The following is a 26,914-nucleotide window of genomic DNA, read 5'->3' as shown; positions in this document are numbered from 1 at the left end:
GTCCGCGGGCCGGTGCCGGCGGCCTCAGTCTCCCAGGGACAGCCGGGGTCTGGGAGTGTCGGTGCGGCCCGTCTGGGGGCGGCGGCTGCCCGCGCGGTAGGGGGTGGGCCAGTGGATGCCGGGGCCCTCGTAGGACTGTTCGGCGGCGGCGTGCAGGGTCCAGTGGGGGTCGTAGAGGTGCGGGCGGGCCAGGGCGCAGAGGTCGGTACGGCCCGCCAGGATCAGGGAGTTGACGTCGTCCCAGGAGGAGATCGCGCCCACGGCGATCACCGGGACGCGGACCTCGTGCCGGATGCGGTCGGCGAACGGGGTCTGGTAGGAGCGGCCGAAGTCCGGCTGCTCGTCGGAGACGACCTGGCCGGTGGAGACGTCGATCGCGTCGGCGCCGTGGGCGGCGAAGGCGCGGGCGATCCCGACCGCGTCCTCGGCACTCGTACCGCCCTCGGCCCAGTCGGTGGCGGAGACGCGGACCGTCATGGGGCGTTCGGCGGGCCATACGGAGCGTACGGCGTCGAAGACCTCCAGCGGGAAGCGCAGGCGCCGCTCCAGTGAGCCGCCGTACGCGTCGGTGCGGCGGTTGGTGAGGGGCGAGAGGAAGCCGGAGAGGAGATAGCCGTGGGCGCAGTGGAGTTCGAGGAGGTCGAAGCCGGCGCGGGCGGCGCGCCAGGCGGCCGAGGTGAACTGCTCGCGGATGTCGGTGAGTTGGGCGCGGGAGAGTTCGCGGGGGGTCTGGCTGCCCGGGCGGTACGGGAGCGGGGAGGGGGCCACGATCGGCCAGTTGCCGGTGGGCAGCGGCTCGTCGATCCCCTCCCACATCAGCCTGGTCGAGCCCTTGCGACCCGAGTGGCCCAGCTGCACGCCGATCGCCGTGCCCGGCGCCTGCCGGTGCACGAAGTCGGTGACGCGCCGCCACGCCTCCGCCTGGCGTCCGGTGTAGAGGCCGGCGCAGCCGGGGGTGATGCGGCCCTGCTCGCTCACGCACACCATCTCGGTCATGACCAGGCCCGCGCCGCCCAGCGCGCGGGCGCCGAGGTGCACGAGGTGGAAGTCGCCGGGCACGCCCTCGGTGGCCGAGTACATGTCCATCGGGGAGACGACGACGCGGTTGCGCAGGGTCAGGCCGCGCAGCCGGAACGGGGTGAACATCGGGGGCGTGCCGGGCGGGCAGCCGAACTCGCGCTCCACGGACTCGGTGAAGCGGGCGTCGCGCAGCCGGAGATTGTCGTGGGTGACGCGGCGGCTGCGGGTGAGCAGGTTGAAGGCGAACTGGCGGGACGGCTGGTCCCGGTACCGGTCCAGGTCCTCGAACCATTCCAGGCTCGCCCGCGCGGCCCGCTGGGTGGAGGCGACGACGGGCCTGCGTTCCGCCTCGTACGCCGTCAACGCGGCCGGTACGTCCGGCTGTTCGCGCAGGCATGCGGCCAGGGCGAGGGCGTCCTCGACGGCCAGTTTGGTGCCGGAGCCGATGGAGAAGTGGGCCGTGTGGGCGGCGTCGCCGAGCAGCACCAGGTTGCCGTGCGACCAGCGGTCGTTGACCACGGTACGGAAGGTCGTCCAGGCGGAGTTGTTGGAGCGCAGGGGGCGGCCGCGCAGCGCCTCGGCGAAGATCTTGGCGCAGCGGTCGGTCGATTCGCGCGGGTCCATCTCGTCGAATCCCGCGGCCCGCCAGACCTCTTCGCGCATCTCGATGATGACGGTGGAGGCGTCGGGCGAGAACGGGTAGCCGTGCAGCTGCATGACTCCGTGCTCGGTCTCGGCGATCTCGAAGCGGAAGGCGTCGAAGGCGAAGTCGGCGGCGAGCCAGATGTAGCGGCAGCGGTGGCCGGTGATCCGGGGGCGGAAGACGTCCGCGTGGGCCCCACGGGTGGCGCTGTGGACGCCGTCGGCGGCGACGACCAGGTCGTACTCGGCGCGGAGCCGGTCGACGGGCGGGGCCTCGGTACGGAACTCGATCCGGACGCCCAGGTCCTGGCAGCGGGTGTGCAGGATCTCCAGGAGGCGGTGCCGGCCGAGGGCCGCGAAGCCATGGCCGCCGGAGGTGTGCCGGGTGCCGCGGTGCACGATGTCGATGTCGTCCCAGCGGACGAAGTGCCGTCGCAGGGCCTCGAAGACGACCGGGTCGGCGTGTTCGATGCCGCCCAGGGTCTCGTCGGAGAGGACCACGCCGAAGCCGAAGGTCTCGTCGGAGGCGTTGCGCTCCCAGACGGTCACCTCACGGGTGGGGTCGAGGCGTTTGAGGAGGGCGGCGGCGTAAAGGCCGCCGGGGCCCCCGCCGACGATGGCGATGCGCGGGGGGTGGTTGCTGGCCGCCTGCATGAAAGCTCACCTTCCCTGCCACTTGGGAGGCCGCTTCTCCATGAAGGACGCGTGGAACTCGCGGTAGTCCTCGCCGTTCATCAGCAGCGCCTGGGTCGCCGCGTCCAGTTCGACCGACGCGGCAAGGGGCATGTCCAGCTCCGCCGTCAGCAGCGCCTTCGTCTGGGCGTGGGCCAGGGCCGGGCCGTCGGCCAGGCGGCGGGCCAGCGCGCCCGCGGCCTCGTCGGCGTGGCCCTCCTCGGTCAGTTCGCTGATCAGGCCGATCCGCTCGGCCTCGGGCGCGCGGACCGGCTCGCCCAGCATCAGCAGGCGGGTGGCGTGGCCGAGGCCGACGACCCGGGGCAGCAGATAGGCCGCGCCCATGTCGCCGCCGGACAGGCCGACCCGGGTGAACAGGAAGGCGAAGCGGGCGCTCGGGTCGGCGACCCGGAAGTCCGAGGCGAGGGCGAGGACGGCCCCGGCGCCCGCCGCGACCCCGTGGACGGCGGCGATCACCGGGAAGGGGCATTCGCGGATCGCCCGTACCACCTGGCCGGTCATCCGGTTGAAGTCGAGCAGCTGGGCGGTGTCCAGGGCGAGGGTGGCGCCGATGATCTCGTCCACGTCGCCGCCGGAGCAGAACCCGCGTCCCTCCCCGGCCAGCACCAGGGCGCGCACCGCGCGCTCCCGGGACAGCTCGGCCAGCAGGTCGCGCAGGTCGGCGTAGGCGCCGAAGGTGAGGGCGTTGAGCTTGTCTGGGCGGGCGAGGGTGACCGTGGCGACCCCGTCGGCGATCTGGAGGCGCAGATGCTCCCAGTCGGCGGTGCGGGGGGCGGAGCCGGTGAAGGGACTCATGACGTGCGGCCTCCTTGGGCGGCGGTGCCGTACGTTGCGGGTCCCCCGAAGTTATCACCCGTTTGTGACTGTCGTCACGGGCGCGCGACAAGCCGGGGCGCCGAAGGTGTCTTTTCGGCCAGGATCGTGTCGGCCGTCCTGGGCCGGCCGTCGACTGTCACCGGTCGGCTGCAGCGCCGTAACAGAGGGCCTCGGCGCGCGAGGCGGGGCGCCGGAGGGGGTAGGGCGTCCGGTACCGGGGCGAGGGTCCCAGGCGAAGCCCGCCGACCATTTCGGACGACCGGGCCCGTACCATTCCTACAGTCGAAAGCAGGACAGCCTGCTCCATGAACGGACTCGCCTTGCACGAACGCCCCACCGAATCGGCCTCCTGGCGCATGGCGCTGCCGCACACCGCCGCCGCGGTGCCGGTGGCCCGCGCGCTGGTGCGTACGGCCCTTTCCGAGGTGGAGCACGCGGCCGACTGCGACACGGCGGAGCTGCTCACGGCCGAGCTGGTGGCCAACGCGGTGGAGCACACCGCGGGCCGCGGCCCGATAGAGCTGGTGGTGGAGCTGCTGCCGACCGGCTGCCAGGTCGAGGTGCACGACCCCGACCCCGCGCCGCCCGGCCAGCTGACCCGGCCGGTCATGGAGGAGCCCGACCTGTGGCAGGAGGGCGGGCGCGGGCTGCTGCTGATCCGCGCCCTGAGCGCCTCCTGCGGACACCGCCCCACCCCGAGGGGCAAGGCGGTGTGGTTCACGCTTCCTGCGGTGCCCGCTCCGCGCCGTCCGCTGTGACACCGGCCCGGTCCGCCTCGGCGGCCAGGTCGCGGCCCAGCGTGGAGTGCCGGCGCCCGTAGGCGACGTAGACGAGGAAGCCCACCGCGAGGAACAGCGCGAACTGCAGCCAGGTCCGCCAGCCGGTCTCGTAGATCAGGTACAGGCAGAAGGCGATGCCGAGCAGCGGGCCCACCGGGTAGAGCGGCACCCGGAAGCTGCGGGTCAGGCCCGGCTCGCGGCGGCGCAGGGTCATCACCGCGATGTTCACCACGGCCATGATCGCGAGCGTGCCGATGGTGCACAGGTTCATCACCGCGTCGAGCGAGGCGAAGGCCGCCGGGACCGCGAAGACGACCGCGACGATCAGGGTACCGGCGACCGGCGTGGAGGTCTTCGGGGAGACCTTCTCGAAGACGCGCGGGATCAGGCCGTCCCGGGACATCGACATCAGGATGCGCGTCTGGCCGTACATCACCGCGAGCACCACGGAGGCGATGGCGACGACCGCGCCGAAGGCGATCACGCCGCCGCCGACGGTGGAGCCGGTGACCTCGTTGACGACGTAGGACAGGGCGGCGGGGCGGCCCGCGACCTGCTTGCCGCCGATGGCGCCGATGGCCGCGAGCGCGACGGCGCAGTACAGCAGCGTCACGATGCCCATGCAGACCATGATCGCGACGGGGATGTCACGGCGGGGGTTCTTGGCCTCCTCGCCCGCGGTGGTGATCGCGTCGAAGCCGATGTACGAGAAGAACGCGGCGGTGGTGCCCGCGCCGATGCCGCCGAGGCCGGCCGGGGAGAACGGGGTGAGGTTTCCGTGCTTGAACGCGCTGTAGCCGATCGCGCAGAAGGCGATCAGGATCACCAGCTTGACGGCGGCCATGGCGGCGGTAGCGCCGGCGCTCTCGCGCACGCCGCGCACCAGCAGCACGGAGGCCATGGCGATCACCAGCACCGCCGGGAGGTTGACGATGCCGCCGTCGCCCGGACCCGCCGAGAGCACGGCGGGCAGCTGCCAGCCGATGAGGCTGTGCAGCAGCTCGTTGACGTACTGGCTCCAGCCGACCGCGACGGCCGAGATGGAGATGCCGTACTCCAGCAGCAGGCACCAGCCGACCAGGAAGGCGGTGGACTCGCCGAGTCCGGCGTAGGCGAAGGAGTACGAGGATCCGGAGACCGGGATCGCGCCGCCCAGCTCCGCGAAGGAGAAGGCGGTGAACACGCAGGTGATCGCGGCGAGGACGAAGGAGATGACGACGGCGGGGCCGGCCTGGGCGACGGAGTCGGAGAGGCCGACGAAGATGCCGGTGCCGACGATGGCGCCGACGCCGAAGCAGATGAGCTGGAAGAGCCCCATCGTGCGCTTCAGGCCGTGCCCCTCGCGGTCGGCGCCGGATTCGGCGACGAGCAGGTGGGGGGACTTGATGCGGGGAGCGGGCATTGCGGGCGGTGCTCGTTTCTGGTGGTGCGGGCGGCCGGGTGACGGCCGCCGGTGCGAGCGGCGGGTGCGACGGGTGGCGTCGCGGGTGCGAGCGACGGGATGACGGTCGCGCCGACGGCCTCGGAATGGGTGGTTCCGAGGCCGCCGATCAGGATAATCCCTGGTCCGGGACGGGAACCAGGCTCAGCGGCCGAGTGTGGCGACCAGCACGGCCTTGATGGTGTGCAGCCGGTTCTCGGCCTCGTCGAAGACGACGGAGTACGCCGATTCGAACACCTCGTCGGTGACCTCCAGGGAGGTCAGGCCGTACGCCTCGTGGATCTCCTGGCCGACCTTGGTGCCGAGGTCGTGGAAGGCGGGCAGGCAGTGCAGGAACCTGACGTCCGGGTTGCCGGTGGCGCGCAGCACGTCCATGGTCACGGCGTACGGCGCGAGCGCCTTGATCCGCTCGCCCCAGACCTCCTTGGGCTCGCCCATGGAGACCCAGACGTCGGTGGCGACGAAGTCGGCGCCGCGGACACCCTCGGCGACGTCCTCGGTCAGGGTGAGCACCGCGCCGCTGGTCCTCGCCAGCTCGCGGGCGCGGGCCACGATCCCGGGGGCGGGCCAGTACCGCTCGGGGGCGACGATCCGTACGTCCATGCCGAGCAGGGCGCCGGTGACGAGGTAGGAGTTGCCCATGTTGAAGCGGGCGTCGCCGAGGTAGGCGAAGGCGATCCCGGTCAGCGGCTTCGCGCAGTGCTCGGTCATGGTGAGCACGTCGGCCAGCATCTGGGTGGGGTGCCAGTCGTCGGTGAGCCCGTTGTAGACGGGCACCCCGGCCCGCGCGGCCAGCTCCTCGACCTTGGCCTGGCTGTCGCCGCGGTACTCGATGCCGTCGAACATCCGGCCGAGCACCCGGGCGGTGTCCCCCACCGACTCCTTGTGCCCGATCTGCGAGCCGGACGGGTCGAGGTACGTCGTGCGGGCACCCTGGTCGGCGGCCGCGACCTCGAACGCGCAGCGGGTGCGCGTCGAGGTCTTCTCGAAGATCAGTGCGATATTACGACCCTGGAGGTGCTGGACCTCGGCCCCGGCCCGCTTGGCGGCCTTCAGCTCCGCGGCCAGCTCGATCAGGCCGCGGAACTCCTCCTCCGTGAAGTCCAGCTCCTTGAGGAAGTGGCGGCCGGCGAGGGCGGTCGGGACTGTCGCCATGGGGGCGCTCCAGGGGTACGACTATAGATACTCCGAAATTCTATACGCCACTCAGTAAATTTATGCAGCCCTATGAGGTGCGGCTTCTCACACAGGATCCCGCTCCACCGGACAGCTCATGCAGCGGGGTCCGCCCCGGCCGCGCCCCAGCTCGCTGCCCGGGATCTCCACGACCTCGATGCCCTGCTTGCGCAGATGGGTGTTGGTGGTGGAGTTGCGTTCATAGGCGACGACGACACCGGGTTCGACGGCGAGCACATTGCAGCCGTCGTCCCACTGCTCGCGCTCGGCCGCGTGCACGTCCTGGGTGGCGGTCAGCACCCGGATCTCGCCGAGCCCGAGAGCGGCGGCGATCGCGCGGTGCATGTGCTCCGGCGGGTGGTCGGTGACCTTCAGCTCCTTCTCGCTCACGCCCGGTTCGATGGTGTACGAGCGCAGCATGCCGAGCCCTGCGTACTGGGTGAAGGTGTCGACGTCGACCATCGTCATCACCGTGTCGAGGTGCATGAAGGCGCGCCGCTTGGGCATGTCGAGCGCGACGATCGTCCGGGCGGAGCCGGCCGCGAACAGTTTGTGCGCGAGCATCTCCACGGCCTGCGGGGTGGTGCGCTCGCTCATGCCGACGAGGACCGCGCCGCCGCCGATCACCAGGACGTCGCCGCCCTCGATGGTGGAGGGGTAGTCGGCCTGTCCCTGGGACCAGATGTGGAACGGCTCGTCGCGGAAGAGCGGATGGTGCCGGTAGATCGCCTCGAAGTGGACGGTCTCGCGCTGCCGGGCGGGCAGCCGCATGGCGTTGATGGAGACCCCGTCGTAGATCCAGGCGGAGGTGTCGCGGGTGAAGAGGTGGTTGGGCAGCGGGGCGAGCAGGAAGCCGTCCAGGTCCATCACATGGAAACGGACAGAGGTCGGCTCCGCGTGCGCCGCCAGGAACTCCCGTTTGGTCATGCCGCCGACGAGGGCCTCGGCCAGTTCGCGGGCGGGCAGGTTCTCGAACGCGGCGCGCAGATGGGAGGTGGCGAGGGGGCCGTACTCCCGCTCGTCGAAGACGCGGTCCAGGACCAGGGCGCGGGCCTCGGGCAGCTCAAGGGCCTCGACCAGCAGATCGCCGAAGAGGTGGACGGCGACGCCCCGGTCGCGCAGCACGTCGGCGAATCCGTCGTGTTCGGCGCGGGCCCGGCGTACCCACAGGACGTCGTCGAAGAGGAGGGCGTCCTTGTTGCTGGGGGTGAGCCTTTTGAGCTCGAGATCGGGCCGGTGGAGGATGACGCGGCGCAGCCGCCCGGCCTCGGAGTCGACATGGAATCCCATGTGACCATCCTGACCACCGGGGACCGGATTCACCCGCCTGTCGGCCATTTCCGCACGCTCTTGTTGCGACTTCAGTTCGATCAACCGACCCGGGGGACGCTTTTCGTCCACTTGACGACAATCGGGTGTCCCGCTTATCGTCTTGACGACGAAAAGAAGTGAAGGGGGGCCTCATGGCCGACATCACCCGGCGCCTCGGCCGGCGCCATCTGCGGGGCACACCGACGGCGCACATCCGCCACCACCGCTCCGGGAAGTTGGTGCACGACGGCCCCGGACTCAGCTTCTGGTTCCGCTCGTTGACCGCGACGCTGTCCGAAATACCGGTGGACGACCGCGAGTTGACGATGACCTTCCACGCCCGTACGGCCGACTTCCAGGACGTGACGGTGCAGGCGACGGTCACCTACCGCATCGGCGACCCGGCGCTCGCCGCCGCCCGGCTCGACTTCTCGATCGACCCGGACACGGGGGTTTGGCGGGGCACGCCGCTGGAGCAACTGGCCACCCTGCTCACGGAGACGGCGCAGGAGCACGCCCTGGACGTGCTGGCCCGCACTCCGCTGTCGGCCGCGCTGACCGACGGGGTGAGCACGGTGCGCGAGCGGCTCGCGGCCGGACTCGCCGCGCAGCCCCGGCTGCCGGACACCGGGATCGAGGTGGTCGCGGTGCGCGTGGTGGCGCTGCGCCCGGAGCCCGAGGTCGAACGGGCGCTGCGCACCCCCGCACGGGAGCAGATCCAGCAGGAGGCCGACCGGGCGACGTACGAGCGGCGGGCGGTGGCCGTCGAGCGGGAGCGCGCCATCGCCGAGAACGAGCTGGCCAGCCGCATCGAACTCGCCCGGCGCGAGGAGCGGTTGGTGGAGCAGCGCGGCACCAACGCACGACGCGAGGCGGAGGAGCAGGCGGCCGCGGACGCGGTACGGGCGGACGCCGAGGCGGCGCGCACGGTACGGCTCGCTCAGGCGGAGGCGGACAAGGTGGTACGGCTGGCGCGCGCGGCGGCGGAGCAGGAGCGCGAGGTGGGCGAGGCGCGGGCGGGGGCGCGGGCGGCCTGGCTGCGGGTGCACGCCGAGGCGGACGTGGCAACGCTGCACGCGCTGGCGGCGATGCGGGTGGCGGAGAACCTGCCGGACATCGAGAGCGTGACGATCTCGCCTGATGTGCTGACGGGGCTGCTGGCGAAGCTCGGTGGGGCGGGTTCGGGCGCCGGCGGGGCCGGGGCGTGAGCCTCGCGCCGCGGGCCGTACTGGTCCATCGCACCACGGAGTACGAGGAGTTGGTGGCCCGCTACGGCACCCGCGGCCAGGCCGCGTTCGTGCTCGCCTCCCGGGGCCGGGACATCGAGGAGATCGCGGCCCGGCACCAGGGGACGCGGCGGGCGCTGGCGGAGGTGGCGGCGGCCGTCCCGCCGGCCTGGCGGCAGGCCCGGGTGGAACGCGCCGACCTGGAACGGTTCCTGTTCGCGCCCGAGGACGTCGTCGTGGTGGTCGGCCAGGACGGGCTGGTCGCCAACGTGGCCAAGTATCTGACCGGGCAGCCGGTGATCGGCATCGACACCGACCCGGGACGCAACCCGGGGGTGCTGGTGCGGCACCGCCCGCGGGACGCGGCGAAGCTGCTCGCGGCGCCGGGCGGCGGGTGCGAGGAGCTGACGATGGTGGCGGCGGTGGCCGACGACACGCAGCGGCTGGTCGCGCTCAACGAGATCTACCTCGGCGCCCCGGGCCACCAGACCGCCCGCTACCGCCTGGGTCTCGACGGCGACAGGGGTGTCGTCGAGGCCCAGGCGTCCTCCGGGGTCCTGGTGGGCACGGGCACGGGTGCCACGGGCTGGCTCCGCTCCCTCTGGCAGGAACGGGGCGGCCGGCTCCCCCTCCCCTCCCCCACCGAGCCCGGCCTCCTCTGGTACGTCCGCGAGGCCTGGCCGTCCCCGGCCACCGGCACGACCCTGGTCTCCGGCCGACTGGACGCGCCCGCCGCGCTGACCCTCACCGTGGAGTCCGACCACCTCATCGCCTTCGGCGACGGCATCGAGTCGGACGCCCTCCAGCTGACGTGGGGGCAGCGGGTGCGGGTCGGGGTGTGGGGGGAGAGGCTGCGCCTGGTGGGGTGAGGCCACCAGGCGCGGGCCGCGTTACAGCCGGGGGTCCACCGGTTCGGATTCCAGGGCCAGGACGCCGAAGACCGCCTCGTGGATCCGCCACAGGGGCTCGCCCGCGGCCAGGCGGTCCAGTGCTTCCAGGCCGAGGGCGTACTCGCGCAGGGCGAGGGAGCGCTTGTGGTTGAGGAAGCGGCGGCGCAGGAGGGCGAGGTTGTCGGGGCGGGTGTACTCCGGGCCGTAGATGATCCGGAGGTACTCGCGGCCCCGGCACTTGACGCCGGGCTGGACCAGGCGGCCGTCCGGACGGTGGGCCAGGGCGGTCAGGGGCTTGACGACCATGCCCTCGCCGCCGCGGCCGGTCATCTCCAGCCACCAGTCGACGCCCGCGGCGACCGACTCCGCGTCGCCCGTGTCGACGTAGAGGCGGCGGGTGGTCGACAGCAGGCCGGTGCCGTCGTGTTCCACCAGGCGGTCCAGCAGGGCCAGTTGCTCGTCGTGCGGGAGCGTGGCGAGGGTGCGGCCCTCGGTGGCGAGGATCTGGAAGGGCGCCAGACGGACGCCGGTCAGGCCGTCGGTGGGCCAGCAGTAGCGCCGGTACGCGGTGGTGAACGCGGCCGCGTCGAAGGCGCGTTCGCGCTGCCGGTCGAGCAGCTCGCCCACCTCCACGCCCCGGGACGCCGCCGCCTCCAGCGCGGCCAGCGCACCCGGGAACACCGCCCCGGCCGCCGCGCCGACGGCCGCGTACTGGCTGCGCAGCAGACCCGCGGCCTTCAGCGACCACGGCATCAGCTCGGCGTCCAACAGCAGCCAGTCCGTGTCCAGTTCGGCCCAGAGACCGGCGTCCGACACGGCCGTGCGCAGGCGGGTGAGGATTTCCTCGGTCATCGCCCCGTCGTCGAAGAAGGGGCGTCCGGTACGGGTGTACAGCGCGCCCGTGGGCCCGTCCACGCCGAACCGCTTCGTCGCCGCCGCCGCGTCCCGGCAGACCAGGACCACGGCCCGCGAGCCCATGTGCTTCTCCTCGCACACCACCCGCGCGACCCCGTCCGCCGCGTACTGCGCGAACGCCTCCCGCGGGTGCTCCAGATAGCCCTCCACCCCGGAGGTCGCCGTCGGCGCCATGGTCGGCGGGAGATACGGCAGCAGGCGCGGGTCGATCGCGAAGCGGCTCATGACCTCCAGGGCCGCCGCCGCGTTCTCCTCGCGGACCGCGACCATGCCCGCGTGCCGGGTCTCGACCGCCCGGCGGCCCCGCACATCGGCGAGGTCCAGCGGCCGTCCGTCCGCCCCGCCGGGCGCCTCGCCGCGCAGCGGGCGCGTCGGCTCGTACCAGACCCGCTCGGCCGGCACGTCGACCAGTTCCCGCTCCGGCCAGCGCAGCGCGGTCAGCTTGCCGCCGAAGACGGCGCCGGTGTCCAGGCAGATGGTGTTGTTGAGCCAGGTGGCGTCCGGCACCGGGGTGTGGCCGTAAACGACCGCCGCCCGGCCCCGGTAGTCCTCCGCCCACGGGTAGCGCACCGGCAGGCCGAACTCGTCGGTCTCGCCGGTGGTGTCGCCGTACAGGGCGTGCGAGCGGACCCGGCCGGAGGTGCGGCCGTGGTACTTCTCGGGCAGCCCGGCGTGGCAGACGACGAGCCCCCCGCCGTCCAGGACGTAGTGACTGACCAGCCCGTCGAGGAACGTCCGTACCCGCGCCCGGAACTCCTCGCTCTCGCCCTCCATCTGGGCGATGGTCTCGGCGAGGCCGTGGGTGTGCTGGACCTTGCGGCCCTTGAGGTGACGGCCGTACTTGTTCTCGTGGTTGCCCGGCACGCACAGGGCGTGGCCCGACTCGACCATCGCCATCACGCGGCGCAGCACCCCCGGGGAGTCCGGGCCGCGGTCGACCAGGTCGCCGACGAAGACGGCCGTACGGCCCTCGGGGTGGACGCCGTCCGCGTAGCCCAACTTCGCGAGCAGCGACTCCAGTTCGGCGGAGCAGCCGTGGATGTCGCCGATGATGTCGAAGGGGCCGGTGAGGTGGGTGAGGTCGTTGAACCGCTTCTCGGTGACGACGGTGGCGCTCTCGGCCTCCTCGACCCCGCGCAGCACATGCACCTTGCGGAAGCCCTCGCGCTCCAGGTGCCGCAGGGAGCGGCGCAGTTCGCGGATGTGCCGCTGGATGACCCGGCGCGGCATGTCGGCGCGGTCGGCGCGGGCCGCGTTGCGCTCGGCGCACACCTCCTCCGGGACGTCCAGGACGATGGCGATGGGCAGCACGTCGTGCTTCTTGGCCAGTTCGATCAGCTGGCGGCGGCTGTCCTGCTGCACGCTGGTGGCGTCCACGACGGTGCGGCGCCCGGCGGCGAGCCGCTTGCCCGCGATGTAGCGCAGGACGTCGAAGGCGTCACGGGTGGCGCCCTGGTCGTTCTCGTCGTCGCAGACCAGTCCCCGGCAGAAGTCGGAGGAGATCACCTCGGTCGGCTTGAAGTGCCGCCGGGCGAAGGTGGACTTGCCGGAGCCGGAGGCGCCGACGAGGACCACGAGGGAGAGGTCGGTGACGGGCAGGGCCCGTCCCTTGCGTGTCTCGGTCATGCCGCCTTCGCCTCCTTCTCGGCGCGGATGGTGAACAGGGCCAGCTGGGTGGGCGGGCCGACCTCGGGGTCGTCGGGGCCGACGGGCGCGAACTCGACGTCGTACGCGTGCCGTTCGGCCACTTCGAAGGCCCAGGCGCGGAACTCGGCGCGGGTCCACTCGAAGCGGTGGTCGCCGTGCCGGACGTGTCCCGCGGGCAGGGTCTCCCAGCGGACGTTGTACTCCACGTTCGGGGTGGTCACGATGACCGTCCGGGGGCGGGCGTGCCCGAACACGGCGTATTCCAGGGCGGGCAGCCGGGGCGGGTCGAGGTGTTCGACGACCTCGCTGAGCACGGCGGCGTCGTAGCCCTTGAGCCGCTTGTCGGTGTAGGTGAGCGAGCCCTGCGTCAACTGGACGCGGGACGCCTGCCGTTCGCCCATGCGGTCGAGCCGCAGCCGACGGGCGGCGATGGTGAGCGCCCGCACCGAGACATCGACCCCGACGATCTCGGTGAACCGGGCGTCCTTGAGGAGTTCCTGCACCAACTGGCCCTGCCCGCACCCGAGGTCGAGCACCCGGGCGGCACCGCAGGCGCGCAGCGCGCCGACGATCGCCTCCCGGCGGCGCACCGCGAGCGGGGTCGGCTTCTCCTCCGCCTCGGTCTCCTCGCCGACCGCGTTGTCGATGGCCTCGACCTCGCTGTCGTCGGCCTCGGCGAGCCGCACCAGCTCCAGCGCCTCGCGCGCCTGCCGGGTCAGCGACCAGCGGCGGGAGAGATAGCGGCTGGTGATCAGCTGCTGCTCCGGGTGGCCGGGCAGCCAGCCCTCGCCGGCCCGCAGCAGCTTGTCGACCTCGTCGGCGGAGACCCAGTAGTGCTTGGCGTCGTCGAGGACCGGCAGCAGGACGTACAGGTGACGCAGCGCCTCGGCGAGGGTCAGCGTCTCGGACGCGAGCACGAGACGGACGTACCGCGAGTCGCCCCACTGCGGGAACTCCGTGTCCAGCGGCACCGGTTCGGCGTCCACCCGCCAGCCCAGCGGCTCGAACAGCGCGCGCACGAGCGCGGCGCCGCCGCGGGCGGGCAGGGCCGGGACCTCGATGCGCAGCGGCAGCGGCGCCGCGGCCCGCTCGGGGCGGGCGGCGCACACCCCGCGCATGGCGCTGGAGAAGACTCCGCTCAGCGCGACGGCGAGGAGCGAGGAGGCGGCGTAGGGGCGGTCGTTGACGTACTGCGCGAGCGCCGCGTCGGGGGCGCCGCCGCGGCCCTTGCCCCTGCCGCGCCGCACCAGCGCCGCGGGATCGGTCTCCAGCAGCAGCGCGGCCGTGCAACGCGCGTCGTCCGCCTCTGGGTAGAAGACGTGCGCGGTGCCGTAGGACGTGGAGAAGCGCTGTGCCTTGCCCGGGTGCTTGTGCAACAGATACCCGAGGTCGGTGGCCGGGTGGGCGGCGTCGCCGCTGAGAGAGATCGTCAGGAACACGTGTCCGAGTCTGACGACCCGAGCACCCCGCCGACCACCGGTTTTCACGCCTCCGGGCGGCTTGCGCATGGTTGCGTGCGCAACGGCATGCATGATGGGCGTATGGATCTTCGAGTCTTCACCGAACCCCAGCAGGGCGCGACCTACGACACGCTCCTGCGTGTCGCCAAGACCGCCGAGGAGCTCGGGTACGACGCATTTTTCCGCTCTGACCATTTTCTCCACATGGGCAATGTGGACGGCCTGCCCGGCCCCACCGACGCCTGGATCACCCTCGCCGGTATCGCCCGGGAGACCAGCCGCATCCGGCTCGGCACCCTGATGACGGCCGGCACCTTCCGCCTCCCCGGTGTGCTGGCCATCCAGGTGGCGCAGGTCGACCAGATGTCCGGCGGCCGGGTGGAGCTGGGCCTGGGCTCGGGGTGGTACGAGGACGAGCACAAGGCGTACGGCATTCCGTTCCCGAAGGAGAAGTTCGGGCGGCTGGAGGAGCAGCTGGCGATCGTCACGGGGCTGTGGGAGACGCCGGTCGGCGAGCGGTTCGGCTACGACGGTGCGTACTACCAGTTGCAGGACTCCCCCGCGCTGCCGAAGCCGGCGCAGAGCCGGGTGCCGGTGCTCATCGGCGGTCACGGTGCCAAGCGGACGCCGGCGCTGGCCGCGAAGTACGCCACCGAGTTCAACATCCCCTTCGCCTCCGTCGAGGACAGCGAGCGTCAGTTCGGGCGGGTGCGGGCGGCGGCCGAGGAGCGCGGGCGCAAGGGGGACGACCTGGTGTACTCCAACGCGCTGGTGGCCTGTGTCGGCAAGAACGACGCCGAGGTCGCGCGGCGGGCGGCGGCCATCGGCCGCGAGGTGGACGAGCTGAAGGCCAACGGCCTCGCGGGCTCTCCCGCGGAGGTCGTGGAGAAGCTGGGGCGCTATGCCGCGGTGGGTGCGGGGCGGGTCTATCTGCAGATGCTGGACCTGGCCGATCTGGACCACCTGGAGCTGATCGCGTCCGAGGTCATGCCGCACGTCGCCTGACGAAGCGGCCGGCACCGTCTCCCGCGGGCGGTGCCGCGCGCCGCCGCGGGGCTCCCGGCGCGAACCGTCGTACCGATCCCTGCGCGGCGGCTACGCGCAGGGCGCGCCCCCGAAGGGGCTTCTGCGGTTGTCGTCCGCCGATAACACCTCCTCCCGCGCGGCCAGCTTGCGCAGCATCTCGCGGACCCGGTCGCGGGACTCGTCGGCCGCGTCGATGGCCTCCATGCACTGCCAGTACGTCGTCTCGTCCGCCGCGGCGCTGGCCAGGCCGACCAGGGCCATGCCGACCTCGCCGAGCAGCCCGCCGAGGCAGAGCAGGGTCTCGCGGGCGTCGTCCAGCCGGGTGAGCTGGGCGGCGCGCAGATCGCCGAGGTCCAGTTCGGGCGGATCGAGGGCGCCGCAGCCCCGGCCCGCCAGCTCTGTCAGCCCGAGCGCCTCGCCGCGCAGCTCCGGCGGTCCGGAGACCGCGAGCCTGCTGCCGATCGCCTGGGCGAGGGCCTGTGCCTGCCACACCTCCGCCATCAACTCGCGCGTGTCCGCGCCGCTCGCCAGGGCTCGCCTGCCGGTGAGGATGAGTCGTACCGCGTCCATCCGTCGCCCCCGTCCCTCCACGCACTCGCTCGTACGTTCACTGGCTCTCCTGTCCACTACCCAGAGTGAGGGTCGTTGGTGCGAAAAGCCAGAGGACGCCCGAAATCTGTGGACAACAATTCGGATTCGGCAGGTGAATTGACTGCGAAGAGTGATAACGGAACCGGGGAGTCCGCCTGTTGTCAGTCCTCGGGCGCCGGAAAGCGGTGTTCGTTGCGGTCGATCTTCTCGGACAGGGCGGTCAGCGGGTCGATGTCCAGGACCTCGCAGAACTGGAGGAGATAGGCGAGGACGTCGGCGACCTCGTCGCGCACGCGGTGCGCGGTGGCCGGGTCGGACATCACCCGGGCCGACTCCTCGGGGGTCAACCACTGGAAGATCTCGACCAGTTCGGAGCTCTCCACGCTCAGCGCGGAGGCGAGGTTCTTGGGGGTGTGGTACTGCCCCCAGTTCCGGGCGGCGGCGAACTCGGCGAGCCTGCGCCGGAGTCGGGGGAGGTCAGGGTGTTCCGTCACGGTTCAGGTGTACCACTGTGACGCCCTCGGCCCCCACGCACCAGGAGGCGTCGTTCACCGCGGCGGCGAGCCGGATGTGCCCGGACTCGCCCGTCCCGGCCGCGAGCCGCAGCAGCGACCGGCGCTGGACCGGGTCGAGGGGGCGGTCGAAGCCGTCGGCGAGGACGGTGAGGGAGCGCAGGGCGTCGGGGACCTCGCCCGGCGGGTCCATGGCCAGCACACCGGGGCCGGTCAGCAGCACCAAGGTGTGCGCGAGGTAGCGCAGTTCGCCCTCGCCGAGGCGGGCCAGTTCCGTGCGATGGCCGTCGCCGCGGTCGAGGAGGGCGCGCACCGTGCCGTCGAAGAGGGGCTCGGCGATCAGGTCGTACACCGGTCCCGCGCAGCCCGCGCGCAGCGCCTCGACCAGCCGGCCGTGCCTGCGGGCGCACTCGGCGCGGGTGCGCCACAGCACGTCGGCGAGGTTGTCGCAGCCGGGCATCAGGCGGCCGGAGCCGGTGGGCACGGGGGTGCGCATGCAGTCGGGGCGGGGATCGCAGACGAAGACCGAGCGCAGGGCGACGACCATCTGCTCGGCCGCGGCCAGCACCCTGCGCTGCCCGTCGGTCTTGCCGGCCACGCGCAGCGGGAGCAGGGCGGTGCCGAGCCGGTCGTCGGGCAGGGGCGCGCGGGTCACCGGCGCGGTGCCCGCGGTGTGCCAGGCGGCCTGCACGGCGCGGCGCCCCGGGTCCCGTAACGCGGTCTGGAGCAGGACGACCTCGCCCGCGCTCAGCCGCTCGCCGACGATCCGCAGCTGCGGTTCGGCCTGTACGGCGATGTCGAGCCGCACCGGGCCCTCGGCGCCGTCGGCCGTACAGCCGATCCGGAAGCCGCGCCGGCCCTCGCCGTCGGGCCTGGCCCGGTCCGGCACACACGCGACCGGGTCCGGGAACGCCTCCATGAGCGGGGCGCCGGCGGCGAGCCGGGCCAGCGCCTCGTAGGCCGCCAGCGCGGTCGTCTTGCCCGACCCGCTGGGGCCCGCGAACAGCGTGACCGCGCCCAGCGGAAATCCCGCGCCCCGGTGCCCGGCGAACGCCGACAACCGCAGCTCGGTGATCCGGGGCCGCACATCGAGGGGCTCGCGGGGTTCCGGCGGGACGGTCCCGCCGAAGCCTTCGACCAGCGGCGGCTCGGCGGACGCGAAAGGCATGGCCATGCCCGGAACGTAGGGCTCCGCCGAGGGGGTGAACCGTTTACCCGGCGGAGGTTCCCACGATCGGGGGCCTTCACGGCAACAACGGGGGCCGAGCCTCACCCGGGGGAGCTATGGCTCACCCCGCCCCCTCCAGCAGCCCGCTGACCTCCGTGCCCGGCGGTGTCAGCAGGAAGACGTTGCGGTCCACCCGGTGCATCCCGCTGCCCAGGCCGAAGACCACGCCCGTGCTGAAGTCGAGCACCCGCTTGGCGACATCCCCCTCGGCGCCGGAGAGGTCGAGGAGGACGGGCGCGCCCGCCATCACCGTCTCGGCGACGTCCCGGGCGTCGGCGAAGACGTTGACGCGGAGGACCACGAAGCGGCGCCGGGTCTCGGTCTCGTCGTCCGGTAGGGAGCGGTGGTTGACCGCCGAGGGCCACGCGTCGCGGCCCCGTAGTGGCACGACCTGGGCGAGCCCTTCCCACTGTTCATCGGTGACGTCATAACGGCTCACCGGCTCCCCCCGACCTGACTCGCTTTCCATGCCTGCACCAGCCAATTCTTACGCCAAGTCACCCGTTCGGCCCAACAACGACACACAACGACACGGAAGCGATCGGTCCGGTGGCGCCAACCCCGCCCCATCTCTGGGCAGATGTGCGAATATGCCCGCTTCTTACCGCCCTCATACCGGACTCTTCACCGCTGGTCGCGCGCCGGTCACGCACCGCCGCTAGCGTCCCCTCCCGTGCACTTGGCAGAAACACAGCAGGTGACGCCCGGCCGGCGGACGCAGTCGGCGGTGTCCGCCGTACCCGGACCGCGCGCACAGGCGCCCGACGGGCCCGCGCAGTGGCATCGCGTCCTCACACTCCTCGCCGATGTGAGCCTCTTCATCGGTACCCGTTCCATCTGGACCCAGGCGGCCACGCACCGCCTGGTCCTCGCCGCGGTCATCTCCCTGTGCTACGCGGCGATCCTGGTGACCGGGGTCCTCGCGCTGACCGTCCGCCGGGCCCGCTCGCTGGCCCGCCTGGACCTGGTGGTGCTGGTGACCGCGGTCGTGCTCGCCCTGTGCGCGTGGGCGCTGAACCACGGCGGCGGCGACGAGGCGCTCCTGACCACCCAGGCCGCCAAGGAACTCGTCCACGGGCACCACCTCTACGACCACCCCTGGCCCTGGCTGTTCCGCATCAGGGGCGTCGCCCTGACCGCGACGACGACCGGCGGATACGACTACACCTACGGCTATCCGCCGCTCGCGCCGCTGCTCACCGTCCCGTTCCTGTGGCTGGGCCACGGCGGTGCCCCGGCGACGGCGGTGGCCACCCTCGCCCTGATCGCGGGCGCGATCGCGCTGTGGCGGCTGGTCCCGGCGCAGTGGCGGTCGGCGGCCACGATGGTCTTCCTCGGCTTCGGGCTGCTGCCCAACTACGCCCGCCAGGGCTACCCGGCGATCGTCGCCCTCGCGCTGCTGATCCCGGTGGTGGTCCGCTGGCCCCGGCTCGGCGCGCGCGGCCGGCTCGGCGCGGTCGGCGTCGCCCGTGCCGCCTGTCTCGGCGCGGCCTGCGCCGCCCAGCAACTCCCCTGGTTCGTCGCGCCGTTCCTGCTCGCCGGGATCTACGCGGTGCGCCGCGGCGAACTGGGCGGCCGGGCTGCCGCGCGCGTGGTGCTGCGGATCACCGGGATTGCCGTCCTGGCCTTCCTGCTGATCGACGCGTATCTGATCGTGACCGAGCCGGGACCGTGGCTGCGCGGCATCGTGCTGCCGCTGACCCAGGGCGCGGTGCTGCACGGACAGGGCATCGTCGGCATCTCGCTGTACTTCACCCACGGCAGCGACCGGCTCGACTGGTACGGCCACGCGAGCATGCTGCTGGCCGCCGCCCTGCTGGCCCTGTTCGTGCTGTTCGTACGGCGCCTCGGACCGGCCGCGACCGTGCTGCCGTGGTGCGCGTTCTTCCTGGCGACACGCTCGCAGGACGGTTATTACCTGATGATGACCCCGCTGTGGCTGGCGGCGGCGGTCACCGCGCCGCTGCCGGAGTTCGCGGGCGCCTGGCAGCCCCGGCCGCACTGGCTCGCCGGGGCGCGGCGCCGGCCCGTCCGGCTCGCGGCCGTCCCGGTACTGCTCGCGCCCGCGCTGCTCAGCGCGGTCCTCGCGGCCACCGGGAGCCCGCCGCTGCGGATGGACATCACGGCGGTACGGCCGCTCGCGCCCGGCACGGTCTCCGGGGTGACCCTGCGGGTGGCGAACACCGGCGACGACCCGCTCACCCCGCACTACATGCTCACCACCGGGCAGGGCATGACCCGCTACTGGCCGCTCGCCCACGGTCCGGCCACCATTCCCGCGCACGGCACGGCGACGGTCGAACTCCGGGCGCCCTCCGGTAGCTTCACGCTCCCGAAGAAGCGGAGCACCCGGCTGCGGCTGCGCGCCTTCACCGGCGGCCCCCAGACGCTCTCCACCCGGGACGTACGCCGGTCCGAGCTGCGCGTCAAGGGCTGACCGCCCCCGCCCGCCCGCCGCGGTCCGGCCGTCCTCGGGGCCGGGCCGCACCGTCGTGCCAGGTGACCGGCCACGGGAGCGGTGCGGGTCACAGCCGCAAGAGGAGAAAACTCACAAGCGTTTGCTCTGCACTCCTTTGAGCACCCTGGCCTAGCATCCGAGCCATGACGGTCCTGCCTGACGACGGGCTCCCACTGGCCGCCGAGTTCCCTGACGCGACACACGAGCAGTGGCAACGCCTGGTCGAGGGTGTGCTGCGCAAGTCGGGCAAGGAAGTCTCGGGCACGGCAGCTGAGGACGCTCTGTCCATGACGCTGGAGGACGGGCTGCGCACCCGTCCCCTGTACACGGCGCGCGACACCGCGCCCGAGCCCGGTCTGCCCGGCTTCGCCCCGTTCGTACGGGGCGCGCGCCCCGAGGGCGGGGTCACGGACGGCTGGGGTGTACGCCAGCGGCACACGACGCTCGCCGACGGCGCGGTCCTCGCCGATCTGGAGAACGGCGGCACCTCGCTGTGGCTGGCCCTGGGCGAGGGCGGCATCCCGCTCGCCGACCTGGGCCGGGCCCTGGAGGGCGTCTATCTGGACCTCGCGCCCGTCGTGCTGGACGCCGGGCGGGACACCGCCGAGGCGGCCGAGGCGCTGCTGGCCCTGTACGCGGACAAGGGCGTCGAGCCGAAGGCCGCACGCGGCAACCTCGGCGGCGACCCGCTCGGCTACGAGGCCCGCACCGGCGCCGCGCAGGACTTCGCGCCGTACGCCGCCCTGGCCGCGCGCTGCGCCGAGAGCTACCCGGGGCTGCGCGCCCTGACCGTGGACGCGCTGCCGTACCACGAGGCCGGCGGCTCGGCGGCGCAGGAGCTGGGCGCCTCGCTCGCCACCGGGGTGGCCTATCTGCGCGCGCTGACCGAGGCGGGCCTGACCGTCGAACAGGCCGCCGGGCAGCTGGAGTTCCGGTACGCGGCCACCGCCGACCAGTTCCTGACCATCGCCAAGCTGCGCGCGGCGCGCCGGCTGTGGGCACGGGTCGCGGAGGTCAGCGGGGCGCCCGGCGCCCAGACGCAGCACGTGGTGACCTCACCGGTGATGATGTCCCGCCGCGACCCGTGGGTGAACATGCTGCGCACCACGATCGCGACGCTCGCGGCCGGGGTGGGCGGCGCCGACTCCGTGACGGTGCTGCCGTTCGACCACGCGCTCGGCCTGCCGGACGCGTTCGCCCGGCGCATCGCCCGCAACACCTCCACGATCCTGATCGAGGAGTCGTACCTCGCGCGGGTCATCGACCCGGCGGGCGGCTCCTGGTACGTGGAGCGGCTGACCGACGAACTGGCCGAGGCCGCCTGGGAGTTCTTCCGGACCATCGAGCGCGACGGCGGCCAGGCGGCCGTGCTGCGCTCCGGGCGGCTGCGCACCGACCTCGCGACGACCTGGGCACAGCGCTCCAAGAAGCTCGCCAAGCGGCGCGAACCCATCACCGGGGTCAGCGAGTTCCCGCTGCTGGCCGAGAAGCCGGTGGCGCGCGAGCCCGCGCCGAAGGCGCCGTCCGGCGGGCTGCCCCGGGTGCGCCGGGACGAGGCGTTCGAGGAGCTGCGGGCCCGCTCCGACGCCCATCTCGCGGCGACCGGCGCCCGGCCGCGGATCTTCCTGGCCACGCTCGGCTCGGCCGCCGAGTACACCGCGCGGGCCTCCTTCGCCGCCAATCTGTTCCAGGCCGGCGGCATCGAGCCGGTCACCGAGGGAACCTTCGAGGACAGCGGCGCCACCGAGGCCGTGCTGTGCTCCAGCGACGCGATGTACGCGGAGCAGGCCGAGGAGACCGCCGCTGCACTGCGCGCCGCGGGCGCCCGGCAGGTGTTCCTGGCGGGCCGGGGCGAGTACGCCGGTGTCGACCGCCATGTCTTCGCGGGCTGCGACGCCGTCGATGTGCTGACCGCGACTCTCGACCGTATGGGAGTGTCCTGATGGGAATCCCCGACTTCTCCGGCATCGAGCTGGGGACCCCGGTGGCCGGCGGCAGCGCCGAGGAGTGGCAGGCGGCCGTCAAGCAGGCCACCGGCGGCGCCGAGCCGCTGTGGGAGACCCCGGAGGGCATCGGGGTCAAGCCGCTGTACACCGGGCGCGACCTGGAGGGCCTGGACTTCCTGGGCACCTACCCGGGCATGGCGCCGTATCTGCGCGGCCCCTACCCGACGATGTACGTCAACCAGCCCTGGACGATCCGCCAGTACGCGGGCTTCTCCACCGCCGAGGAGTCCAACGCCTTCTACCGGCGCAACCTAGCGGCCGGGCAGAAGGGCCTGTCGGTCGCCTTCGACCTGCCCACGCACCGCGGTTACGACAGCGACCACCCGCGGGTGACCGGCGACGTCGGCATGGCGGGCGTCGCGATCGACTCGATCTACGACATGCGGCAGCTGTTCGACGGCATCCCGCTCGACCGGATGACCGTGTCGATGACGATGAACGGCGCCGTGCTGCCGGTGCTCGCGCTGTACATCGTGGCGGCGGAGGAACAGGGCGTACCGCCCGAGAAGTTGGCCGGGACCATCCAGAACGACATCCTCAAGGAGTTCATGGTCCGCAACACCTACATCTATCCGCCGAAGCCGTCGATGCGGATCATCTCCGACATCTTCGCGTACACCTCGCAGCGGATGCCGCGCTACAACTCCATCTCCATCTCCGGCTATCACATCCAGGAGGCGGGTGCGACGGCCGATCTGGAGCTGGCGTACACCCTCGCCGACGGTGTGGAGTACATCCGCGCGGGGCGCGAAGCCGGCCTGGACGTGGACGCGTTCGCGCCGCGCCTGTCGTTCTTCTGGGCGATCGGCATGAACTTCTTCATGGAGGTCGCCAAGCTCAGGGCGGCCCGGCTGCTGTGGTCCAAGCTGGTCGCGCAGTTCGAGCCGAAGAACACCAAGTCCCTGTCGCTGCGCACCCATTCGCAGACCTCGGGCTGGTCGCTGACCGCGCAGGACGTGTTCAACAACGTCACGCGCACCTGTGTGGAGGCGATGGCCGCGACCCAGGGCCACACCCAGTCGCTGCACACCAACGCGCTGGACGAGGCGCTCGCGCTGCCCACCGACTTCTCGGCGCGCATCGCCCGCAACACCCAGCTGCTCCTCCAGCAGGAGTCGGGCACCACCCGGACCATCGACCCGTGGGGCGGCAGCGCCTATGTGGAGCGGCTGACGTACGACCTCGCCCGCCGGGCCTGGGCGCACATCCAGGAGGTGGAGCAGGCGGGCGGCATGGCGCAGGCCATCGACGCCGGCATCCCCAAGCTGCGCGTCGAGGAGGCGGCGGCCCGGGTCCAGGCCCGCATCGACTCCGGGCGCCAGCCGGTGATCGGCGTCAACAAGTACCGCGTCGACAGCGACGAGCAGATCGACGTCCTCAAGGTCGACAACTCCTCGGTGCGCGCCCAGCAGATCGAGAAGCTGCGCCGACTGCGCGCGGAGCGGGACGAGCAGGTCTGCCGGGACGCGCTGGACGCGCTCACCCGGGCCGCCGAGGGCACCGAGAACCTGCTGGAGCTGGCGGTGCGGGCGGCCCGTGCCAAGGCGACCGTCGGCGAGATCTCCGACGCCCTGGAGAAGGTGTACGGCCGGCACGCGAGCCAGATCCGTACGATCTCCGGTGTGTACCGCAACGAAGCAGGCGAGTCGCCGTCCGTGGACCGCACCCGCGCCCTGGTGGACGCCTTCGAGGAGGCGGAGGGGCGGCGGCCGCGCATCCTGGTCGCCAAGATGGGCCAGGACGGCCATGACCGCGGCCAGAAGGTGATCGCGACCGCGTTCGCCGACCTCGGCTTCGACGTCGACGTCGGCCCGCTGTTCCAGACGCCGGACGAGGTCGCCCGGCAGGCGGTCGAGGCGGACGTCCACGTGGTCGGCGTGTCCTCGCTGGCCGCGGGGCACCTCACCCTCGTACCGGCGCTGCGCGAGAAGCTGGCGGAGGAGGGCCGGGAGGACATCATGGTCGTGGTCGGCGGGGTGATCCCGCCGCAGGACGTGCCCACGCTGCTGGAGATGGGCGCCACGGCCGTGTTCCCGCCCGGGACGGTGATCCCGGACGCGGCCTACGACCTGGTCCGGCGCCTGGCGGCCGACCTCGGCCACGAGCTGTAGGCGCCGCGATGGCCCCGATCGATCTCGACACATATGTGAAGGGTGTGCTCGACGGGAAGCGGGCCCTGGTGGCCCGTGCCATCACGCTCGTCGAGTCCACCCGGCCGCAGCACCGGGTGCTGGCGCAGGAGTTGCTGACCCGGCTGCTGCCGCACAGCGGCCGGGCCCGGCGGATCGGCATCAGCGGGGTGCCGGGGGTCGGCAAGTCGACGTTCATCGACGCGTTCGGCACCATGCTGACCTCGCTGGGCCACCGGGTCGCGGTGCTCGCCGTCGACCCCTCCTCGACCCGCACCGGCGGTTCCATCCTCGGCGACAAGACGCGGATGGAACGGCTGTCGGTCGATCCGGCGGCCTTCGTACGGCCCTCCCCCAGCGCGGGCACGCTGGGCGGGGTCACGAAGGCCACCCGGGAGTCGATGGTGGTGATGGAGGCGGCGGGCTACGACGTGGTCCTCGTGGAGACCGTCGGCGTCGGGCAGTCGGAGACGGCGGTCGCCGACATGGTCGACACGTTCCTGCTGCTCACCCTGGCCCGCACCGGCGACCAGTTGCAGGGCATCAAGAAGGGCGTCCTGGAGCTGGCGGACGTGATCGCCGTCAACAAGGCGGACGGTCCGCACGAGCGCGACGCGCGGGCGGCGGCACGGGAACTCGCGGGCGCGCTGCGGCTGATGCACGGCAAGGACGCGTTCTGGACGCCGCCGGTGCTGCACTGCAGCGCGCGTGAGTCCATGGGGCTCGACACGGTGTGGGAACGGCTGGAGCAGCACCGTACGCTGCTGGACTCCACGGGCCGGCTCACCGCCAAGCGGCGGGACCAGCAGGTCGACTGGACCTGGGCGATGGTCCGTGACGAACTCCTCGGCCGGCTGCACGCGGACCCGGCGGTACGGGCGGCGGCGCCGGACCTCGAACGACAGGTCAGGGAGGGGACGTTGACGGCGACGCTGGCGGCGGAACGGATCCTGGGGGCGTTCGAGGGGGGCGGCGCGGGGCGGCCGTGAGCGGGAGCGCGTGGACGGGAGACGGCGGGTCCTTCGCGGAGCCCGAGCGGGCCGAGCCCGGTCGGTGGCCGGCTCTTGAGGCCGCGCTCGCCGTGGTCAACCGCGATGTGCGGGCGACCCTGCCGGGTCAAGGGCCGCTGATACTGATGGCCGCCCCGGCTCCGGACGGGTTCGACGGGGAACAGGTGTACGTGGCGATGGCGGACGGCCGCTGGCACGGCAATCCGGTGCACTCGGACGACCTGGAGGAGGGCGCCCCACCGGAGCCGGGCGAGGCGGGGGTCCTGCGCGTGGTCGCGGAGGCGGCGCAGGAGACCGTCGTGGAGCTGCTGTGGCGGGTCTGGCCGCTCTGCCGGGAGCACGGAACCGGAATGCATCCGCGGCCCGCGGGGACGTCCGAGGACTGGTACCCGGGCGAGTCGGGTACGGCCGGGCCCCCGGTGTGGTGGTGCCGGGGCGGCCGGGGCGGCGGCTGTCACGACGCCTCGCCGATCGGTGAGCTGGCGGGCCCCTGCGGCGGGACGGCCGCCGGTGGCGTCCCGGGGCCCTAGGTGAGCCCGCCGCGTTCGCAGATCCGCCGGGCCACTTCCCTCAGTTTGACGTTCTTGTCCTGGGAGTAGCGGCGCAGTACGTCGAATGCCTGGTCCTCGGTGAGCTCGTGGCTGCCCATGAGGATGCCCATGGCCTCGCCGATGATGTGCCGGGTGGCGACGGCCTCCTCCAGCTGGGCGTGGGTGCGGGCGCTGGAGAAGGCGACGGCGGCGTGCGAGGCGAGCAGCCAGCCGGCCGTCTCGCTGGCCTCGGTGAAGGCGCCCGGGCTGCGGGAGTAGATGTTCAGCGCGCCGAGGTCCTCCTCGTCGGTGTAGAGCAGGAAGCCCATCATGCTGCCGAGGCCGAGCTTGCGGGCCTCGGCCACGTAGCGGGGCCAGCCCGGGTGGTCCTCGCGGAAGTCGGCGATCCGGAACACCCGCTCATCGCTCTCCGGGCGGGCGACGTCGTAGCAGGGGCCTTCCTGGAGACGCTCCTGCAACTGGTCACTGTCGGTCACCACCTGGTCCGTCGGCGCGAGGGTGCGGACGCCCTTGGCGTGCAGGAGGAGGATGCCTGCCGCGTCACAGCCGGGCACGAGCTCGGTGGCGGACCGGGTGATCCGCTCCAGGGTGTCGGTCACCGTCTCCTGTGCCAGCAGATCCCGCGCCAGTGCTGCCATCCGTTCGGCGAACGTGCGCCAGTCCATCGTTCTCCTCCCTGCCCACCTTCACCAGACCGACCACCTGCCCTGTTTCCACCATCGCATCCCCACCCACCCCCGGCCGACCGGCGCACGGAGGAGGGGTAGAGGGGCGCTGGGTGAGGGGGTGGCGAGGGGGTGGGGGGAGGAGGGGGCGCGCCGGGTGGGGAGGCGGGAGCGGCCCGGACGCATGTCGCCGTCCACCTCATGGGCCCGGTAACTCGGCAGGGGGTGCCGACGGTCATCACCGCCCGGATGTCGCCGCGCAGGGTGCCGTCCAGGTGCAGGGCCTCGCGGGTGAGCAGACCGCCCATGGAGTGGGCCACGAAGACCAGCCGGGCGGGTCCCGCCCCGGGGTCGGCGTCCAGGTGACGGCGGCCGGCACGTTCGTCCTCGGTCACCGCGAGTTGCCGCAGCCGCTCGGTGTGGGCCCGCGCGGTGTAGGTGAGAAGCTTTCCGACCCCCCATAGCTTCCGGCCGGTCCCGGCCTCCCTGAGTTCGCTGCCCATGATGCCTGGCGCGATCACCACGGTGTTGTGCAACCTTCGTCCCGGATTGCTTCTGCGCATGAGCTTCGCCTCGAACGCTCTGACGGCCCGCGTGTCTCGCGTGCCCTGGGGCCGATGTCATGGACGGAATCCAAGAGGCCAGCACAGCGCAACACGCTCCGTGACTGCCTCAACTGACCTGTTTGACCTGGGAGTTACCCCTTCCGCTTGGGTCGTGTC

At 72.6% G+C, this 26,914-nt stretch carries 22 protein-coding genes; 9 read left to right on the top strand and 13 right to left on the bottom strand.

The window, feature by feature from the left end; translation table 11 throughout:
- Positions 1 to 24: 24 nt before the first annotated feature.
- Positions 25 to 2,316 carry a bifunctional salicylyl-CoA 5-hydroxylase/oxidoreductase gene (locus ACLF5H_RS35575; RefSeq protein WP_421680128.1) on the bottom strand — a complete coding sequence of 764 codons (2,292 nt, stop codon included), beginning with the start codon at positions 2,314 to 2,316 and terminating at the stop codon, positions 25 to 27.
- A gap of 6 nt (positions 2,317 to 2,322) precedes the next feature.
- On the bottom strand, positions 2,323 to 3,150 hold the full coding sequence (locus ACLF5H_RS35570; protein WP_421680127.1) for an enoyl-CoA hydratase family protein: 828 nt from the start codon (positions 3,148 to 3,150) through the stop codon (positions 2,323 to 2,325).
- Between the two features lie 326 nt (positions 3,151 to 3,476).
- On the opposite strand from ACLF5H_RS35570, the gene ACLF5H_RS35565 reads away from it, so the two are divergent.
- On the top strand, positions 3,477 to 3,929 hold the full coding sequence (locus ACLF5H_RS35565) for an ATP-binding protein (protein WP_421680126.1): 453 nt from the start codon (positions 3,477 to 3,479) through the stop codon (positions 3,927 to 3,929).
- On the opposite strand, the gene ACLF5H_RS35560 is transcribed toward ACLF5H_RS35565, so the two are convergent.
- The 3 genes from ACLF5H_RS35560 to ACLF5H_RS35550 all read right to left on the bottom strand — a co-directional run bounded on the left by ACLF5H_RS35560 (position 3,889) and on the right by ACLF5H_RS35550 (position 7,857).
- The gene (locus tag ACLF5H_RS35560) at positions 3,889 to 5,352 is read right to left on the bottom strand and encodes an amino acid permease (protein WP_421680125.1); all 1,464 of its coding nucleotides are present in this window, start codon (positions 5,350 to 5,352) and stop codon (positions 3,889 to 3,891) included. The two genes, ACLF5H_RS35565 and ACLF5H_RS35560, sit on opposite strands and share 41 nt — an antisense overlap.
- Before the next feature lie 183 nt (positions 5,353 to 5,535).
- A complete protein-coding gene (gene argF, locus ACLF5H_RS35555; RefSeq protein ID WP_421680124.1) occupies positions 5,536 to 6,546 on the bottom strand; it encodes an ornithine carbamoyltransferase in 1,011 nt (336 codons plus the stop codon).
- A gap of 87 nt (positions 6,547 to 6,633) precedes the next feature.
- Complete coding sequence (locus ACLF5H_RS35550) at positions 6,634 to 7,857, bottom strand: arginine deiminase (protein ID WP_421680123.1); 1,224 nt, start codon at positions 7,855 to 7,857, stop codon at positions 6,634 to 6,636.
- 173 nt (positions 7,858 to 8,030) lie between these two features.
- Between ACLF5H_RS35550 and ACLF5H_RS35545 the strand changes: the two genes are divergently transcribed.
- On the top strand, positions 8,031 to 9,086 hold the full coding sequence (locus tag ACLF5H_RS35545; protein WP_421680122.1) for an SPFH domain-containing protein: 1,056 nt from the start codon (positions 8,031 to 8,033) through the stop codon (positions 9,084 to 9,086).
- On the top strand, positions 9,083 to 9,973 hold the full coding sequence (locus tag ACLF5H_RS35540; RefSeq protein WP_421680121.1) for a hypothetical protein: 891 nt from the start codon (positions 9,083 to 9,085) through the stop codon (positions 9,971 to 9,973). Before ACLF5H_RS35545 ends, ACLF5H_RS35540 begins: the two co-directional genes overlap by 4 nt.
- A 21-nt stretch (positions 9,974 to 9,994) precedes the next feature.
- Here ACLF5H_RS35540 and ACLF5H_RS35535 read toward each other — a convergent pair whose 3' ends face one another.
- Together ACLF5H_RS35535 and ACLF5H_RS35530 are read right to left on the bottom strand one after the other, a co-directional pair.
- Complete coding sequence (locus ACLF5H_RS35535; protein ID WP_421680120.1) at positions 9,995 to 12,535, bottom strand: polynucleotide kinase-phosphatase; 2,541 nt, start codon at positions 12,533 to 12,535, stop codon at positions 9,995 to 9,997.
- Positions 12,532 to 13,995, bottom strand: coding sequence for a 3' terminal RNA ribose 2'-O-methyltransferase Hen1 (locus ACLF5H_RS35530; RefSeq protein WP_421680119.1), 1,464 nt, complete (start codon positions 13,993 to 13,995; stop codon positions 12,532 to 12,534). Before ACLF5H_RS35530 ends, ACLF5H_RS35535 begins: the two co-directional genes overlap by 4 nt.
- A 102-nt stretch (positions 13,996 to 14,097) precedes the next feature.
- Between ACLF5H_RS35530 and ACLF5H_RS35525 the strand changes: the two genes are divergently transcribed.
- A complete protein-coding gene (locus ACLF5H_RS35525) occupies positions 14,098 to 15,021 on the top strand; it encodes an LLM class F420-dependent oxidoreductase (protein ID WP_421680118.1) in 924 nt (307 codons plus the stop codon).
- Positions 15,022 to 15,111: 90 nt separating this feature from the next.
- Here the strand turns inward: ACLF5H_RS35525 and ACLF5H_RS35520 are convergent, their stop codons facing one another.
- The 4 genes from ACLF5H_RS35520 to ACLF5H_RS35505 all read right to left on the bottom strand — a co-directional run bounded on the left by ACLF5H_RS35520 (position 15,112) and on the right by ACLF5H_RS35505 (position 17,842).
- A complete protein-coding gene (locus tag ACLF5H_RS35520; protein WP_421680117.1) occupies positions 15,112 to 15,612 on the bottom strand; it encodes a DUF6099 family protein in 501 nt (166 codons plus the stop codon).
- 182 nt (positions 15,613 to 15,794) lie between these two features.
- Entirely contained in the window at positions 15,795 to 16,127 is a 333-nt protein-coding gene (locus ACLF5H_RS35515; RefSeq protein ID WP_421680116.1) for a nucleotide pyrophosphohydrolase, read from the bottom strand.
- Positions 16,111 to 17,319, bottom strand: a complete 1,209-nt coding sequence (locus ACLF5H_RS35510) for an ATP-binding protein (RefSeq protein WP_421680115.1) — start codon at positions 17,317 to 17,319, stop codon at positions 16,111 to 16,113. The genes ACLF5H_RS35515 and ACLF5H_RS35510 overlap by 17 nt, the downstream gene beginning before the upstream one ends.
- Before the next feature lie 115 nt (positions 17,320 to 17,434).
- On the bottom strand, positions 17,435 to 17,842 hold the full coding sequence (locus ACLF5H_RS35505) for a cell division protein SepF (protein WP_085566991.1): 408 nt from the start codon (positions 17,840 to 17,842) through the stop codon (positions 17,435 to 17,437).
- Between the two features lie 258 nt (positions 17,843 to 18,100).
- On the opposite strand from ACLF5H_RS35505, the gene ACLF5H_RS35500 reads away from it, so the two are divergent.
- The 5 genes from ACLF5H_RS35500 to ACLF5H_RS35480 all read left to right on the top strand — a co-directional run bounded on the left by ACLF5H_RS35500 (position 18,101) and on the right by ACLF5H_RS35480 (position 25,506).
- Complete coding sequence (locus ACLF5H_RS35500; protein ID WP_421680169.1) at positions 18,101 to 19,810, top strand: hypothetical protein; 1,710 nt, start codon at positions 18,101 to 18,103, stop codon at positions 19,808 to 19,810.
- A gap of 164 nt (positions 19,811 to 19,974) precedes the next feature.
- Positions 19,975 to 21,774 carry a methylmalonyl-CoA mutase family protein gene (locus ACLF5H_RS35495; RefSeq protein WP_421680114.1) on the top strand — a complete coding sequence of 600 codons (1,800 nt, stop codon included), beginning with the start codon at positions 19,975 to 19,977 and terminating at the stop codon, positions 21,772 to 21,774.
- The gene (gene scpA, locus ACLF5H_RS35490) at positions 21,774 to 23,948 is read left to right on the top strand and encodes a methylmalonyl-CoA mutase (protein ID WP_421680113.1); all 2,175 of its coding nucleotides are present in this window, start codon (positions 21,774 to 21,776) and stop codon (positions 23,946 to 23,948) included. Before ACLF5H_RS35495 ends, scpA begins: the two co-directional genes overlap by 1 nt.
- 8 nt (positions 23,949 to 23,956) lie before the next feature.
- Positions 23,957 to 24,955 carry a methylmalonyl Co-A mutase-associated GTPase MeaB gene (gene meaB / locus ACLF5H_RS35485; protein ID WP_421680112.1) on the top strand — a complete coding sequence of 333 codons (999 nt, stop codon included), beginning with the start codon at positions 23,957 to 23,959 and terminating at the stop codon, positions 24,953 to 24,955.
- Positions 24,952 to 25,506, top strand: a complete 555-nt coding sequence (locus ACLF5H_RS35480) for a hypothetical protein (RefSeq protein ID WP_421680111.1) — start codon at positions 24,952 to 24,954, stop codon at positions 25,504 to 25,506. The genes meaB and ACLF5H_RS35480 overlap by 4 nt, the downstream gene beginning before the upstream one ends.
- Here the strand turns inward: ACLF5H_RS35480 and ACLF5H_RS35475 are convergent.
- Both ACLF5H_RS35475 and ACLF5H_RS35470 read right to left on the bottom strand, forming a co-directional pair.
- Positions 25,503 to 26,192 carry a GAF and ANTAR domain-containing protein gene (locus ACLF5H_RS35475; RefSeq protein WP_421680110.1) on the bottom strand — a complete coding sequence of 230 codons (690 nt, stop codon included), beginning with the start codon at positions 26,190 to 26,192 and terminating at the stop codon, positions 25,503 to 25,505. The genes ACLF5H_RS35480 and ACLF5H_RS35475 overlap by 4 nt on opposite strands.
- Positions 26,123 to 26,695: a hypothetical protein gene (locus tag ACLF5H_RS35470; RefSeq protein WP_421680168.1), complete on the bottom strand. Its 573-nt coding sequence runs from the start codon at positions 26,693 to 26,695 to the stop codon at positions 26,123 to 26,125. The genes ACLF5H_RS35475 and ACLF5H_RS35470 overlap by 70 nt, the downstream gene beginning before the upstream one ends.
- Positions 26,696 to 26,914 lie beyond the last annotated feature (219 nt).

It is taken from the genome of Streptomyces sp. LaBMicrA B280 (genome assembly GCF_049222185.1).
Classification (GTDB): domain Bacteria; phylum Actinomycetota; class Actinomycetes; order Streptomycetales; family Streptomycetaceae; genus Streptomyces; species Streptomyces murinus.
This window is presented reverse-complemented; position numbering and strand designations above follow the sequence as displayed.

Bases quoted from the DNA above. Each gene is read 5' to 3' on its own strand.
- meaB (WP_421680112.1), top strand. From the start codon at position 23,957: ATGGCCCCGATCGATCTCGACACATATGTGAAGGGTGTGCTCGACGGG.
- ACLF5H_RS35510 (WP_421680115.1), bottom strand. From the start codon at position 17,319: ATGGCCATGCCTTTCGCGTCCGCCGAGCCGCCGCTGGTCGAAGGCTTC.
- ACLF5H_RS35570 (WP_421680127.1), bottom strand. From the start codon at position 3,150: ATGAGTCCCTTCACCGGCTCCGCCCCCCGCACCGCCGACTGGGAGCAT.
- ACLF5H_RS35545 (WP_421680122.1), top strand. From the start codon at position 8,031: ATGGCCGACATCACCCGGCGCCTCGGCCGGCGCCATCTGCGGGGCACA.
- ACLF5H_RS35470 (WP_421680168.1), bottom strand. From the start codon at position 26,695: ATGGGCAGCGAACTCAGGGAGGCCGGGACCGGCCGGAAGCTATGGGGG.
- ACLF5H_RS35575 (WP_421680128.1), bottom strand. From the start codon at position 2,316: ATGCAGGCGGCCAGCAACCACCCCCCGCGCATCGCCATCGTCGGCGGG.
- ACLF5H_RS35560 (WP_421680125.1), bottom strand. From the start codon at position 5,352: ATGCCCGCTCCCCGCATCAAGTCCCCCCACCTGCTCGTCGCCGAATCC.
- ACLF5H_RS35565 (WP_421680126.1), top strand. From the start codon at position 3,477: ATGAACGGACTCGCCTTGCACGAACGCCCCACCGAATCGGCCTCCTGG.
- argF (WP_421680124.1), bottom strand. From the start codon at position 6,546: ATGGCGACAGTCCCGACCGCCCTCGCCGGCCGCCACTTCCTCAAGGAG.
- ACLF5H_RS35535 (WP_421680120.1), bottom strand. From the start codon at position 12,535: ATGACCGAGACACGCAAGGGACGGGCCCTGCCCGTCACCGACCTCTCC.
- ACLF5H_RS35505 (WP_085566991.1), bottom strand. From the start codon at position 17,842: ATGGAAAGCGAGTCAGGTCGGGGGGAGCCGGTGAGCCGTTATGACGTC.
- ACLF5H_RS35550 (WP_421680123.1), bottom strand. From the start codon at position 7,857: ATGGGATTCCATGTCGACTCCGAGGCCGGGCGGCTGCGCCGCGTCATC.
- ACLF5H_RS35495 (WP_421680114.1), top strand. From the start codon at position 19,975: ATGACGGTCCTGCCTGACGACGGGCTCCCACTGGCCGCCGAGTTCCCT.
- ACLF5H_RS35525 (WP_421680118.1), top strand. From the start codon at position 14,098: ATGGATCTTCGAGTCTTCACCGAACCCCAGCAGGGCGCGACCTACGAC.
- scpA (WP_421680113.1), top strand. From the start codon at position 21,774: ATGGGAATCCCCGACTTCTCCGGCATCGAGCTGGGGACCCCGGTGGCC.
- ACLF5H_RS35520 (WP_421680117.1), bottom strand. From the start codon at position 15,612: ATGGACGCGGTACGACTCATCCTCACCGGCAGGCGAGCCCTGGCGAGC.
- ACLF5H_RS35475 (WP_421680110.1), bottom strand. From the start codon at position 26,192: ATGGACTGGCGCACGTTCGCCGAACGGATGGCAGCACTGGCGCGGGAT.